A 12,629-nucleotide genomic window follows, 5' to 3' on the forward strand; every position below is an offset into this window, starting at 1 on the left:
CTTGTGATCCGGCCCCGCAAAGCTTTGCTTTCCCTTCCTCCCACGCCCTTTCCCTGACCCTTTTCGGCAAATCGATTGCTGCATTGCAACATAATCCTGCCGTGAAGCGTTTCCAAACTGTCGCAAAAGCTGTAATCGTTAAGAAAAATACTGCGGCGGGTGGAGAGCAGGCATGGTGAAATGGGTCTATCGCTTCGGCGGCGACGAGGCGGAAGGGCGGGCCGCCGATGTTGCACTGCTCGGCGGCAAGGGCGCCAATCTCGCGGAGATGGCGAGCCTCGGCCTGCCGGTCCCGCCCGGCTTCACCATCGTCGCGGAAGCCTGCGCCTGGTATTTCGACAACGGTCGCACCCTGCCGAATGATCTGAAGGCGCAGGTGCTGGAGGGGATTTCCCGTATAGAAGGGCTGACCGGCCGCGCCTTCGGCGGCGGCGCCAGACCGCTTCTTCTTTCGATACGTTCCGGCGCGCGGGCCTCCATGCCCGGTATGATGGATACGGTGCTGAACCTCGGCCTCAACGACCGCACGGTGCAGGCGCTGGGCCATGACGCCGGCGATGCCCGCTTCGCCTGGGACAGCTATCGCCGCTTCATCCAGATGTATGCCGATGTGGTCATGGGGCTGGATCACGAAATCTTCGAGGAGATATTGGAGGACGAGAAGGCGCGCTTCGGCCATGAGTTCGATACCGAGCTCTCCGCGGTGGAGTGGCAGCATGTCGTAGGCCTTTACAAGCGGGTGATCGAGGAGGAGCTGGGCGAGGATTTCCCGCAGGACCCGCATGTGCAGCTCTGGAAGGCGATCGCCGCCGTCTTCGCAAGCTGGATGAACCCCCGCGCCGCCACGTACCGCATGCTTCACCGGATTCCGGAGGATTGGGGCACGGCGGTCAACGTCCAGGCCATGGTCTTCGGCAATCTCGGTTCCTCTTCCGCCACCGGCGTCGCCTTCACCCGCAATCCTTCGACCGGCGAGAACGCGCTTTACGGCGAGTTCCTGGTGAATGCCCAAGGGGAAGATGTCGTGGCCGGCATCCGCACGCCCCAGGCGATCACCGAGGAGGGGCGGCTTGCCTCCGGCTCTGACAGGCCCTCGATGGAAAAGCTGATGCCCGAGGCCTTTGCCGAGTTCACGGAAATCTGCGCCCGGCTGGAGCGGCATTACCGCGATATGCAGGATCTCGAGTTCACCGTCGAGCGCGGCAAGCTCTGGATGTTGCAGACCCGCTCGGGCAAGCGAACGACCCGCGCGGCCATGAAGATCGCCGTCGATATGGTGGAAGAGGGGCTGATTACGGAAGAGGAGGCGATCTGCCGCATAGAGCCGGCCTCGCTCGACCAGCTGCTGCATCCGACCATCGATCCGCGCGTGGAACGTCACCTCGTGGGCTCCGGCCTTCCCGCATCGCCGGGGGCTGCGACCGGCGAGATCGTCTTCACGGCGGAGGAGGCGGTCCAGGCCGAGGAGGAGGGGCGCAAGGTCATCCTCGTCCGCATCGAGACCAGCCCGGAGGATATTCACGGCATGCACGCGGCCGAGGGCATTCTGACCACGCGCGGCGGCATGACCAGCCATGCGGCGGTGGTCGCGCGCGGCATGGGCATTCCTTGCGTGGTCGGCGCCGGCTCCATGCGCGTCGATTTGCGCAATGAGGTGCTGATGGGGCTCGGCGGCGTGACGCTGAAGCGCGGCGACACGGTGACCATCGACGGTTCTTCCGGCCAGGTTTTGAAGGGCGCGGTGCCGATGATCCAGCCGGAGCTTTCGGGCGATTTCGGCCGGCTGATGATATGGGCGGACAAGACCCGCCGCATGACCGTGCGCACCAATGCCGATACGCCGCAGGATGCCCGCGCTGCCCGTTCGTTCGGTGCCGAAGGCATCGGGCTCTGCCGCACCGAACACATGTTCTTCGAGGGCGGCCGCATTCACGTGATGCGCCGGATGATCCTCGCGGAGACGGAGGAGGGGCGCCGCACAGCACTTGCCGAGTTGCTGCCGATGCAGCGCGCCGATTTCATCGAGCTCTTCACGATCATGCACGGTCTGCCGGTGACGATCCGCCTTCTCGATCCGCCGCTCCACGAATTCCTGCCGAAGACGGACGAGGAGATCGCCGACGTCGCCAGGGCCATGGGCATGGAGCCCGCTTTCCTGCGCCGCCGCGTCGATGCGCTGCACGAGTTCAACCCGATGCTCGGCCTGCGCGGCTGCCGTCTTGCCATTTCCTATCCGGAAATCGCGGAGATGCAGGCGCGCGCCATCTTCGAGGCCGCGGTTGCCGCCGCCGAAAAGGCCGGCGAGCCGGTCGAGTTGGAGATCATGGTGCCGCTGGTCGGCCTTCGTTCGGAACTCGATTACGTCAAGGGCGTCATAGATCGCGTGGCCGCCGCCGTGGGCGAGGAAAGCGGCAGGAGGATCGGCTATTTGGCGGGCACCATGATCGAGCTGCCGCGCGCCGCGCTCCGCGCTCATGTGATCGCTGAAACCGCAGAGTTCTTCTCCTTCGGCACCAACGACCTGACCCAGACGACCTTCGGCATCTCCCGAGATGATGCGGCCGGCTTCATTCCGATCTACCAGAAGAAGGGCATCATCGAGCACGATCCCTTCATCTCGCTGGATTTCGATGGCGTCGGCGAACTGATCCGGCTGGCGGCCGAGCGGGGCCGCTCCACCCGTACGGACCTCAAGCTCGGCATCTGCGGCGAGCATGGCGGCGATCCGGCCTCGATACGGTTCTGCGAGGAGGCCGGGCTGGACTATGTCTCCTGCTCGCCCTTCCGCGTGCCGATCGCGCGGCTCGCCGCCGCTCAAGCCGCGATCGAGCAGAGGAAAGCATGTTTGGAATAGGAGCGATTGGCTTCTAAAGATGCTCCGGCCATTTCCGGGAGGCATGGAAAATCGCCAGTATCTCGATCCGCTCACGCAGGCGGTAAAAGGCGATGTAGGGTGTTCCGCTGATGACCAGCCGACGCGTATCCTCGTCGGCCGTCAAGCGGCCGATCTTCGGATGCCAGGCAAGCAGGGCAACTGCCTCGACAATACGCCGGACTACCTGTTCGGCGGCCACGACATTGTCGAGCGCGATATAGGAGCCGATGTCGTCGAGATCCTGAAGGGCTTCATCCAGCCAGATGATTTCATCCATTGGGGATGAATTTGCGGATAACGCTCCGAACGGCCTCCGCCGAGGCAAAGCGCCCTTCGTCGGCTGCTTTCTGCCGTTCCTTGAGTTTCCTCATCTGCCATTCGAGCACATCCTCCGTCGCCTCGGAAGGCGTAACCGGCGAGATTGCATCCGCAACGGAAATGGGTTTTGGCGTCGTGCTCATGCTGCAAGTATCGCAGAGGCGATCTGAAGAGTGAAGGCCTTATCTCGGGGCTTCGGCGACGGTACTCTGCAATCCGCCGATCCACTCGCCCATGCCCTCGAAGGTCTCCTCCCAGGTCCGTAGCGACTGGCCGAAGCGCCAGGCGCGTTCGGCTTCCGTGGCAAGACGCTCAGGATCGGCAAGCAGCGCATCGATGAGCGCGGCCGTTGCCGGCGCGTCGTCCGCCGGTGCGCCGATCACTCCGCCGCTCGCCCAGGTTGCCACCGCGCCGGAATCCGTCGTGACCACCGGAACGCCGCGGCTAAGCGCTTCCGCCACGGCCATGCCGTAACCCTCGTAGCGCGATGCGGCGACGAAAAGGCTTGTGGTCTGCCAGAGAGAAGCGAGATCGCTGTCGGAAACCTCTCCCAGCAGCTCTACGCGGCCGCCAAGGCCGAGGTCGGCGATGCTTCTGCGGAGTTGCGCGACAAGCTCGGGATAGCGGTTCGGGTCGCCCGCGATCCGCCACCGCCAGTCCGTCGCGCGCAATCGGCTTGCCGCTTCGAGGATATAGTCGTAGCGCTTGCGGGGAATCACCGCGCCGATGGACAGGATCTGCAGCGGCCGTGTGGCACCGACGGCCGATCGGGAAGCCCGCTCGTTTCCGGGCACGGCGACCCTGATCCGTTTGGCGTCGATGGAATAGTGCTGCTCGAGATAGCGCCTCGATTCCTGCGACGTGGCGATGATGCCCTGGCTTGCGGCGAGCGCCTCTCCTTCCATCCGGCTAAGCCTTAACCCTTCCTCGTCGTGCGGATTGCCGTGCTCCACAACAAGCGAGTGGTGGAAGATGGAAACCACCGGAAACGCCGCGTGGCACAAGAGCGGCAGGAGCTGGCAGACATGGATGTGATCGGTGAGGAGCAGACCGTTCCCGCCGATCGCAGAAAGGTTTGGCGCGAGTGCCGCAAGCGCTTCCTGGCCTATCGTGGGAAACGCCGTCTCGATCCCGATCGGCAGAATGCGGCCCCCTTGCCTGGCAAGCGCCTCTGTCAGGCGGCTGTTGTAGACGAAGCCGCCGGTGCGCCGCGCATAGTCGCGGCTGGAAAAATAGTGGATGTCTCTGGTCATGCCCGTCCCGGCGCCGATGCGGCGATCTTCACCGTCTGCGATCGTGAATGATCACCCGCCGTTCCACGAACATGGGGCCCCAGGCGGTGCGCGCCTGTTGATCGCGCCAGCTGCGGCTTTCCGCCCGCCGGTCGAGATCGAGGTCGAGCAGGCAGCGCGCCATGCCTTCCGTGGCCGGCCGGAAGCCGTAGCTCCTGCAGTGCTGCTCGTCGGCGGCGCGGCGTTCCTCGGGCGACATGGTTTCGCAGGCTGCAAGCAGGAGCGGAAGGGCCGCGAGGAGGATGAGGCGATAGGGTCGCATGGCAAGGCTCCATAAGCTCGGCGGGACGGAACGATCCCGATTCCATTCCCCGCCGACCTGTTCTACACATTGAATCTATACATTGAAGACCATCTCTTCGCGAGGATGTTCCTGCAAGATGACCGTCCGCTTCGTCAGGCCCGTTTCCCATTCGGCCTATGCCGCCCGGCGGATCGGTCTCGCCGCGCTTGTCCTGTTCCTGCTGGCAGCACTTGCCCATCGCTTCGGGCCGCTGACCGGGCCGGATTTCGTGGCTCTCCTCTTCCTATCGGCTGCGATCGCTGCAGCCGCGGTTCCGCTCGCGCTGATCGGCCTCGCGCGCCTCTGGCAGGTGGGCGCCAGCGGCGGCGTTGCCGCCGCAAAGGCCCTCATTTACGCCGCCCTGCCGCTCGGTACGGTCGCGACCGGAGCTTTCCTCTATTACACGCAGCCTGCGCTTCACGATATCTCGACCGACCTTTCCGACCCGCCGGACTGGGTGAACGAGCCGCGCGCGGACCAGCAATGGATGCCGCGCTCCGCGACCGTCACGCCGGCCGATCGCCGGGCGCAGTTCGCCGCCTATCCGGGGCTCACCGGCCGGCGTTACGAAGGCGCGCTCGACCGCGTCTATGAGGGCGTAAAAAATGCCGCGCTCTCCGCCCGCATCACGATCACCCGCAACGAAGGCCTGGAACTGGTGGAGCCGGATATCAGCGAGCGCCCGGCGCCGGGAGACGATCAGGCGGTCGTCCCGGATGTCGCGCCCATCCCGCTGCAGCGCCCCGAACCCTTGCTTGCCGATCCGGAATTGACAGCCGGCGACCTGCTTTTGCAGGGAGAGACGCGCACGCTCGTCCTCGGGCTGCGGTTCGATGTCGTGATCCGGCTGAGGGAGGATGCCGAGACCACCTCGGTCGATATCCGCGTCGCCTCCCGTTATGGCCCGCACGACCTCGGGCTCGGCGCGGTGATCGCCGAGGATTTCCTCGATCGGCTGGACGTGGAGCTTTTGGGGATTTCCGGCGGCTGAAATCAGGCGATCCAATAGGCGCCGGTAAGCGAGGGCGGCCCGTCTGTCACGACGCGGCCCTTCTCGATCAGATCTTCCAGATGCGCGAGCACGGAAAGTGCTGCCGCGCCATGCAGGCGCGGATCTGTCCTGGAATAGATGGCCTTCACCATATCGGGGATCAGCCGGTCGCCCGAGCGGATGCGCTCCAGCACGGCCCGCTCGCGCATGCGCCGATGCGCCCGAAGTCCGCGCAGGAACGAGCCGGGCTCCCTCACCGGCCCGCCATGGCCGGGTAGGAAAATGCGGTCCTCGCGGGTAAGCAGTTTTTCGATCGAGGCCATGAAATCCGCCATGGAACCGTCCGGCGGCGCGACGATCGTGGTCGCCCAGGCCATCACATGATCGGCGGAAAAGAGAACGCCCGTGCCCTCGAGCCCAAAGGCGGTGTGGTTGGCCGTATGGCCCGGCGTATGCACGGCCGAAAGCGCCCAGCCGTCGCCCTCGATCACCTGCCCGTCGGCCACCGCGATATCCGGCATGAAATCGGTATCGGCGCTTTCGGCAAAGGGGTTCGTCTCGCCGGCATGGAGCGGCCGGGAGGCGCGGTGCGGCCCCTCCGCGACGGTGAGCGCCCCGGTCGCTTGCTTCAGCCGGCGGGCAAGCGGCGAGTGGTCGCGATGCGTGTGGCTGACGAAGATATGCGTCACCTCGCGGCCTTTCAGCGCCGCCATGAGCGCTTCGAAATGCGCCTCGTTCTCCGGACCCGGATCGATGACGGCGACGGAGGAGCGTCCGACGATATAGGTATTGGTGCCGTGGAAGGTGAAGGGCGAGGGATTGTTGACGGTCAGCCGCTCCACGCCGTCGGCGACCGGCACCGCCGTGCCATAGGCCGGCGCGAATTCGAGATCGAATGAGGGTTCCGTCACGTCGTCTTCGTCCGCCATGGCATGATCCGTCGAAAAACTTGCCCGTGCTCTAGCATGAGGCGGCGGAGGAAATCTTCAAAAAACCGTCACGGCATGATTGCCGCTCGCGCGAAGCTTTGCTAGAGCAGGCGGCACTTGCGGGGCGGCCGTTTTCCGATCGCCGCCCGCGCCATGGTGGGGCGTCGCCAAGCGGTAAGGCACCGGTTTTTGGTACCGGCATTCCCAGGTTCGAATCCTGGCGCCCCAGCCATACGTTGCCAGTTCATTCGGCACGTTTATTTTTGTGCAACGAAAACCCGCCGATCTTCACCGGCGGGCTCTGTATTCTCCACAATCAACTGTCCGGGTCTTACTCCCCCGTCAGCAGCTCCGTGCAGTAGCTCGGGCCATTGGTGCCGGGGCGGTCGGCGATGATCTTGATGTCGCGGATCGTGTAGTCCTGCGAAACGGTGATCTGCGCCGAGCAGCTCACGCTGGCGTTGCGGCCGTTGGCGAGCTTGACGCGCTTGTAGCCGCCGCGCCAGCTGTAGATGGTGTTGGAGCCGCTTTCGACATCGCTGAGCGGCGGCGCATACTTCGCGAAGAACTCGCCGGCCGAACGGCCCACCCAGCGCGCCTCGATGGGGTTGCTGGCGGCCACGATGGGCCCTGTGCTGGTGCAGGCCGAAAGTGCGATGGCGAAGAATGCGGTCGATGCGATGATGCGGCGGTTCATGTCCCTAAAGCCCCTGTTGTCGCAAGCGCCGGAAGGCGCTCTATGTGCGATGCACCTAACAGATTTTTCGCCGGCTTCGCAGCGGATGCACGGGGCTTCTGCTGAAAATTTGCAAGCGCCGCTTTTTTGCCACGCTTCCCGCCGCTCCTTGCTTTCGAGGGGGTTCCGCCGCCGTCACAATCTCGTTGCAGAAAATTCGGAAACCCGCTTGTGGAACGCGGAAGGCTGGTCTATAGAGGCGCCGCTGGTCACGGAGTGTAGCGCAGTCTGGTAGCGCACCACGTTCGGGACGTGGGGGTCGCAAGTTCGAATCTTGCCACTCCGACCAGCTAGAAGCCTTGGCCTACAAGGGTTTTCATCCCGAGTGCGCAACATAATGAAGCGTCACGTCCTTACCCGCCTTGTCCGTTCTTGTGCCGGCGGCTTTCCAATAGCGCAGGAACCTTAGCAGCCGCGCCAGAATCCTCATAGGCGTCCGACGCGTTGCCCTTCGGCTTTTCGATAGATCACGTCGTCCTCAAGAGCTTCGCGACGAGGAGGACGCATCCATACGCTTCGGTTGTGATAGGCCGATCACCAACAACGACTTGGTTCGGCTTGCAGCTGCCGAGAATCCAGATGCGTCGATTTTCTATAAGCCACATCCTGATGTGTTAAATCGGATGCGGCGACAGGTGTCCGACCCAGCCGAAGTCTCGCACCTTTGCACGGTCCTCACGCGACAGGTCTCGCTTCCGGATGCACTCGACAACGCCGACCACGTTTACACGATAACGTCCTTGGCCGGATTTGAGGCGCTCATGCGCGGGAAGACCGTAACAGTTCTTGGCGGTCCATTTTATGCTGGGTGGGGTCTCACGGATGATCGGCAGCCCCTGCCGAGAAGAGGGCGAGCGCTGAGGTTGGAAGAAGTCTTTGCAGCTGCCTACATACTTTACCCAAGCTATTTCCAGATCGACGGCAGGGCCAGCTCATTTGAGCAGACCTTGGAGCGAGCATCGGCGCGCAAAGATACCATCTCTCGATCAACGGATGCTTCCCGTATTCGATGGAGGCCGTTTGGTGCATATGGTCTTCTTGGATGGCGCCATCTGCTAACGCCCGTGGTTGCAAGGGTCATTGCGAAGGTGGGGAATGATCGGCATTCAGCACAATTTCGGAGCAACCCGGCTGGGTTCTTTCGCGAGTTGGAAGAGCCCGAGTATCGGCTTATTGGGCGGCTGCTTTATCCTTGGGAAGCTTGACTTCCTCCAAGCGTAACCAGCGGATAATCCGCGACCCCTCCGATCAGAAGCCTGGATAGTCGTGATGCAGATTGATTGGAGCTACATCCAGAGTCACTGGGACTGGGCCGGTCATATGGTCGAGGCTCTGGTAATGGCGTCAGTTGTGGCCGTTCTCGTTCGCGTGCTTTTCACTTGGCGATTTTCGATAATTGTTGGTCTCGCCTTTGCCATCGGGCACTTCCACGGTCGAGAGAAACGCGATTTTGAGGTCAGCGTCAAAATGAAACCTCCCCATCTTGACGGCTATCTGATGTGGAATTGGAATTGGGACCAAGCTACGGACTTCTGGCCTGCTGCTATTATGTGCTTGGTCTTGATCATCTTGATACTTCGGTGGAAGAGCCCCTGAGAATGCGGGAATGTATCCGTTGGCGACATCTCTCAGCCGTAGGGCTACTTCTGTTTCTCCTTTACGCAATAACTCGGGCGCGAGTCCGCAGTTCCCCTCCATTTTCTGAATGAAACCTTCAGCCGGCGTTCATCGTTGCCGACCTAGCATGCGCCCGTTCGCGATCGGGAGAATCGCACCGAAAGGAGTTCGTCATGAAGAAAATTTTGATCAGCGCGCTCGCTCTTGTCATGGTGTCGGCTGTTCCGACCCTTGCCCAGACATATCGCAGCGAAGCGCGCGAGAACCGTCAGGAATATCGTGTCTATCGTGGGATGGCGCGTGGCGAACTGACGCCCCAGGAGCTTCGAGGCCTCCGCCGCCAACAGGATGAGATCGATCGCTATCAGCGTCATGCGGCCCGCGACGGCTACATTTCCCCACGCGAGCGCCAGAAGATCGAGCGCATGCAGGACCGGGCATCCCGCTACATCCGTAACAAAACCCATAACGACCGCTATCTGGATTGATTGCGGTTCCTGACCGGGTGCAGATGTGCCCGGTCAGGTTTGGCCAAGGTGCTCCGCAAGGTCCGCAAGCATTGGCTTCTGGCCTTTCAATATCTTGGCCTGCGCCTCCGAAAGAGAAAACCAGCCGGCCCGGTCCACCTCGGGAAATTCTCTGAACTGCCCCGATCGCGGCGGCCATTCCATCGTGAACATGTTGCTGGCGATCGTTTCGGGGTCGATGTCGATATCGGCCTCGACGGCCCAGGCGAGCACCCGCTTGCCGCCCGGCTGGCGGTATTCGCCGAGCCATTCGAATGTGCCCTCGATTGTAGCGCCGACCTCTTCCATCACCTCACGCCTTGCGGCGGTCAGCTCGTCTTCTCCCTCGTCGATAAGCCCCTTGGGGATGGACCACGCGCCTTCGTCCTTGCGCGCCCAGAAAGGGCCGCCCGGATGCACGAGGAACACCTGGCGCTCCCCGCCTTTCAGCCGGTGGATCAGCAATCCTGCGCTACGCTGCGGCATGGGAAGACTTCCGACAGAGGCGGTGAGGCCGGGCGAACTTACCCCGTTTGCTGGTCGCCCGTCCATCTGCCGGGTGCTGCGGCGTCTAATCCCGTTCCTGGCCGATATTCAGCCAGCCTGTTTTCTGAAGAATGATCCCGGCAAGTTCCGCGGGCGCCTTGCCGTCCGTGGGCAGAATGATCGCGCCTTCGCCATCCTCGTTCGCCATGCGTCTCGCCTGCCGAAGCGAGCGCTGCGCCTGCTCCTCCGCGCCGGACCCGATCTCGCGCTGCGCAAGACGCGCCAGCAGCGTGGGCTCGGTAGCCAGCATGCGCACCACGGTAATCTGCGCCTCGGGAATGGCGGCAAGTATCCACCGCCTGTCGAAATCCAGATGCATCATGACGCCGGACATGATCAGGCGGGTGTGCCCCAGGGGCCGGTATGTTGACCAGATCGCCGCGAGGTTGATGCTGCTGACGTCGATCGTGCCTGGCCGGATTTCTTCGAGCTCTTCTGCGCTGGGGCGCGGAAACACCCTGTCGAGTTCATCCGTTTCTATAACGGCATGAGCAACTTCGGCCGCAGCAAGTTGCGCGCTCATTTCCCAGCTGAGCGTGGATTTGCCGACTCCGGCCGGTCCGGTAATCAGCAATAGCTGCATGCTGCCCTCGACTTCGACCCGATCCGAAAATATTTCGATAGCAGGGCTTAGCCGGCAAGTCCAACGGTCGAGTTCCGCTCAGGATGACGGTCGGTCATCGGGAGAAAGGTTCAGCGCTCGAGCGCGACGGTCTTGATGACGGCGAAGACCGGGATGCCGGGCAGAAGCCCGAGCTTTTCCCCGGAAAGCGCGGTGATGCGCGAGAGTACGATATCGCCACCGCAATCCACGCCAAGCCGGATCGTGCCTTCGCCGTCCGGCTCCATCGTGGCGATCCGCCCTTCGAGGATGTTGAGGGCACTCAGACCCTCCGGCCGCGCGGTGGCGATCATCACGTCGCGCTCGGGAATGTGGAGCCGCACCCGGCTTCCCGCTGCCACATGCGCGTCCGGCACCACGAGGGCAGCTTGCGAAAGCCGGATCGTCGCCAGCCGATAGCGCTCGTCCACCCGCTCCACGATTCCGGAAAGCACGCTTCCGGCCTCGCGCCGGTCGGCCGCCGAAAGCGAGGGACCGGAAAGCACCTGCGTAGGCGTGCCGATCGCCTTCACCCTGCCGTCCTCCAACATCACCACCCGATCGGCGAGCCGCGCCACCTCCGGCACGGAATGGCTGACATAGACGATCGGGATGTTCATCTCGTCGCGCAGCCGTTCGAGATAGGGCAGGATTTCCGCCTTGCGCTCGTCGTCGAGTGCCGCGAGCGGCTCGTCCATCAAAAGCAGGCGAGGGGAGGAAAGCAGCGCCCGGCCGATCGCGACGCGCTGCTTCTCGCCGCCGGAAAGCTTTCCCGGCCGCCGGTCGAGCAGGGAGCCGATGCCGAGCAGATCGACGACATGGCCGAAGCTTTCCGCATGGGTGTTTTTCGGCGCGAACCAGCGCCCGTAATTGAGGTTCTGCCGCACGCTCAGGTGCGGAAAGAGCCGGGCCTCCTGGAAGACATAGCCGAACCGCCGGCGGTGCTTGGGCACGAAAATCCGCGCTTGCGTATCCGCCAATATGTCGCCATCGAGCAGGACGCGCCCCTCGTCCGGCCGTGAAAGCCCGGCGATGATCCTGACGAGCGAGGTCTTGCCGGAGCCGGAACGCCCGAAAAGTGCGGTGACGCCGCGCTCCGAGGTGAAGCCCGCATCGAGCGTGAATTCGCCGAGCCGCTGTTTTGCCTCCACCGTCAGCGTCATTCGAGATGCACCCTGCGGCCGATGATATGGGCGAGGAATTCCGAGGCGAGAAGCGCTGCGAAGGAAATGACGATCGCCACGATCGTCAGCCGCATGGCGCCGGCATCGCCGCCCGGCACCTGGGTGAAGGTATAGATCGCCGAGGAAAGCGTCTGCGTTTCGCCCGGAATATTGGAGACGAAGGTGATCGTCGCGCCGAATTCGCCCATGGCCTTGGCGAAGGAGAGGATCATGCCGGCGATGATGCCGGGCAGGACGAGCGGCAGGGTGACGGTGAGGAAGACGAAGACGGGGCCTGCCCCGAGCGTGCCGGCCGCCTCTTCCAGCTTGCGGTCCACCGCCTCGATGGAAAGGCGGATCGAGCGCACCATCAGCGGAAAGGCCATCACCGCGCAGGCAAGTGCGGCCCCCGTCCAGCGGAAGGAGAAGCTGATGCCGAAATGCTCATAGAGGAAGGCGCCGATCGCGCCGCGCCGCCCGAAGAGGATGAGCAGCAGGAAACCGGTGACCACCGGCGGCAGGATGAGCGGCAGGTGCACCACGCCGTTCAGGAGCGATTTGCCCCAGAACCTTCCGCGCGCGAGCAGATAGGCGACGAGAATGCCGAAGGGGAGGCTCGCGATCATCGCGACGCTGGAAACCTTGAGGCTCAGCCGTATCGCCGTCCATTCCTCTTCGCTTAGTGTCAGCCAGTCCAAAGAAAGCTCCGAATGATGCGCCGGGGCGCGGCGGCCGTTGTGGGGTACTCACCTCCCCTTGAGGGGGGAGGTGG

General features: G+C 63.4%; 15 protein-coding genes and 2 tRNA genes. 7 read left to right on the forward strand and 10 right to left on the reverse strand.

Annotated features, from left to right (window positions below; all coding sequences use genetic code 11):
- Positions 1-172 precede the first annotated feature (172 nt).
- Positions 173-2,854, forward strand: coding sequence for a pyruvate, phosphate dikinase (gene ppdK, locus ACE04I_RS09545; protein WP_046795911.1), 2,682 nt, complete (start codon positions 173-175; stop codon positions 2,852-2,854).
- Between the two features lie 13 nt (positions 2,855-2,867).
- Here ppdK and ACE04I_RS09550 read toward each other — a convergent pair whose 3' ends face one another.
- From ACE04I_RS09550 to ACE04I_RS09565, 4 genes are read right to left on the reverse strand one after another with little or no spacing between them, the layout of a single operon-like run.
- On the reverse strand, positions 2,868-3,152 hold the full coding sequence (locus tag ACE04I_RS09550; protein WP_046795910.1) for a type II toxin-antitoxin system RelE/ParE family toxin: 285 nt from the start codon (positions 3,150-3,152) through the stop codon (positions 2,868-2,870).
- Entirely contained in the window at positions 3,145-3,336 is a 192-nt protein-coding gene (locus ACE04I_RS09555; RefSeq protein WP_046795909.1) for a hypothetical protein, read from the reverse strand. Before ACE04I_RS09555 ends, ACE04I_RS09550 begins: the two co-directional genes overlap by 8 nt.
- A gap of 39 nt (positions 3,337-3,375) precedes the next feature.
- Entirely contained in the window at positions 3,376-4,446 is a 1,071-nt protein-coding gene (locus ACE04I_RS09560; protein WP_052760465.1) for a glycosyltransferase family 4 protein, read from the reverse strand.
- 28 nt (positions 4,447-4,474) lie between these two features.
- Positions 4,475-4,747: a hypothetical protein gene (locus tag ACE04I_RS09565; protein WP_046795908.1), complete on the reverse strand. Its 273-nt coding sequence runs from the start codon at positions 4,745-4,747 to the stop codon at positions 4,475-4,477.
- A gap of 118 nt (positions 4,748-4,865) precedes the next feature.
- Between ACE04I_RS09565 and ACE04I_RS09570 the strand changes: the two genes are divergently transcribed.
- Complete coding sequence (locus ACE04I_RS09570) at positions 4,866-5,759, forward strand: DUF1499 domain-containing protein (RefSeq protein ID WP_046795907.1); 894 nt, start codon at positions 4,866-4,868, stop codon at positions 5,757-5,759.
- A gap of 2 nt (positions 5,760-5,761) precedes the next feature.
- Here ACE04I_RS09570 and ACE04I_RS09575 read toward each other — a convergent pair whose 3' ends face one another.
- Positions 5,762-6,670 (reverse strand): MBL fold metallo-hydrolase, encoded by a 909-nt coding sequence (locus ACE04I_RS09575; protein WP_046796071.1) that lies wholly within the window; start codon positions 6,668-6,670, stop codon positions 5,762-5,764.
- 175 nt (positions 6,671-6,845) lie between these two features.
- Between ACE04I_RS09575 and ACE04I_RS09580 the strand changes: the two genes are divergently transcribed.
- A tRNA-Gln gene (locus ACE04I_RS09580) sits at positions 6,846-6,920 on the forward strand.
- Between the two features lie 99 nt (positions 6,921-7,019).
- On the opposite strand, the gene ACE04I_RS09585 is transcribed toward ACE04I_RS09580, so the two are convergent.
- Entirely contained in the window at positions 7,020-7,385 is a 366-nt protein-coding gene (locus ACE04I_RS09585; RefSeq protein WP_046795906.1) for a hypothetical protein, read from the reverse strand.
- 251 nt (positions 7,386-7,636) lie between these two features.
- Here ACE04I_RS09585 and ACE04I_RS09590 point away from each other — a divergent pair.
- The 4 genes from ACE04I_RS09590 to ACE04I_RS09605 all read left to right on the forward strand — a co-directional run bounded on the left by ACE04I_RS09590 (position 7,637) and on the right by ACE04I_RS09605 (position 9,529).
- Positions 7,637-7,713: transfer RNA gene (locus tag ACE04I_RS09590), tRNA-Pro, on the forward strand.
- A gap of 139 nt (positions 7,714-7,852) precedes the next feature.
- Positions 7,853-8,629 (forward strand): capsular polysaccharide export protein, LipB/KpsS family, encoded by a 777-nt coding sequence (locus ACE04I_RS09595; protein ID WP_082118417.1) that lies wholly within the window; start codon positions 7,853-7,855, stop codon positions 8,627-8,629.
- A 64-nt stretch (positions 8,630-8,693) separates the two neighbouring features.
- Positions 8,694-9,020: a hypothetical protein gene (locus ACE04I_RS09600; RefSeq protein ID WP_046795851.1), complete on the forward strand. Its 327-nt coding sequence runs from the start codon at positions 8,694-8,696 to the stop codon at positions 9,018-9,020.
- Between the two features lie 194 nt (positions 9,021-9,214).
- Positions 9,215-9,529 (forward strand): hypothetical protein, encoded by a 315-nt coding sequence (locus tag ACE04I_RS09605; protein ID WP_052760460.1) that lies wholly within the window; start codon positions 9,215-9,217, stop codon positions 9,527-9,529.
- A 33-nt stretch (positions 9,530-9,562) separates the two neighbouring features.
- Here ACE04I_RS09605 and ACE04I_RS09610 read toward each other — a convergent pair whose 3' ends face one another.
- From ACE04I_RS09610 to modB, 4 genes are all read right to left on the reverse strand, one after another.
- Positions 9,563-10,033, reverse strand: a complete 471-nt coding sequence (locus ACE04I_RS09610; protein WP_046795850.1) for an NUDIX hydrolase — start codon at positions 10,031-10,033, stop codon at positions 9,563-9,565.
- 85 nt (positions 10,034-10,118) lie between these two features.
- Positions 10,119-10,676 (reverse strand): ATP-binding protein, encoded by a 558-nt coding sequence (locus tag ACE04I_RS09615; protein WP_046795849.1) that lies wholly within the window; start codon positions 10,674-10,676, stop codon positions 10,119-10,121.
- Positions 10,677-10,786: 110 nt separating this feature from the next.
- Positions 10,787-11,857 (reverse strand): molybdenum ABC transporter ATP-binding protein, encoded by a 1,071-nt coding sequence (modC, locus tag ACE04I_RS09620; protein WP_046795848.1) that lies wholly within the window; start codon positions 11,855-11,857, stop codon positions 10,787-10,789.
- Positions 11,854-12,555: a molybdate ABC transporter permease subunit gene (gene modB, locus ACE04I_RS09625; protein WP_046795847.1), complete on the reverse strand. Its 702-nt coding sequence runs from the start codon at positions 12,553-12,555 to the stop codon at positions 11,854-11,856. The genes modC and modB overlap by 4 nt, the downstream gene beginning before the upstream one ends.
- Positions 12,556-12,629 lie beyond the last annotated feature (74 nt).

The sequence above is a fragment of the Rhizobium moroccans genome, assembly GCF_057559155.1.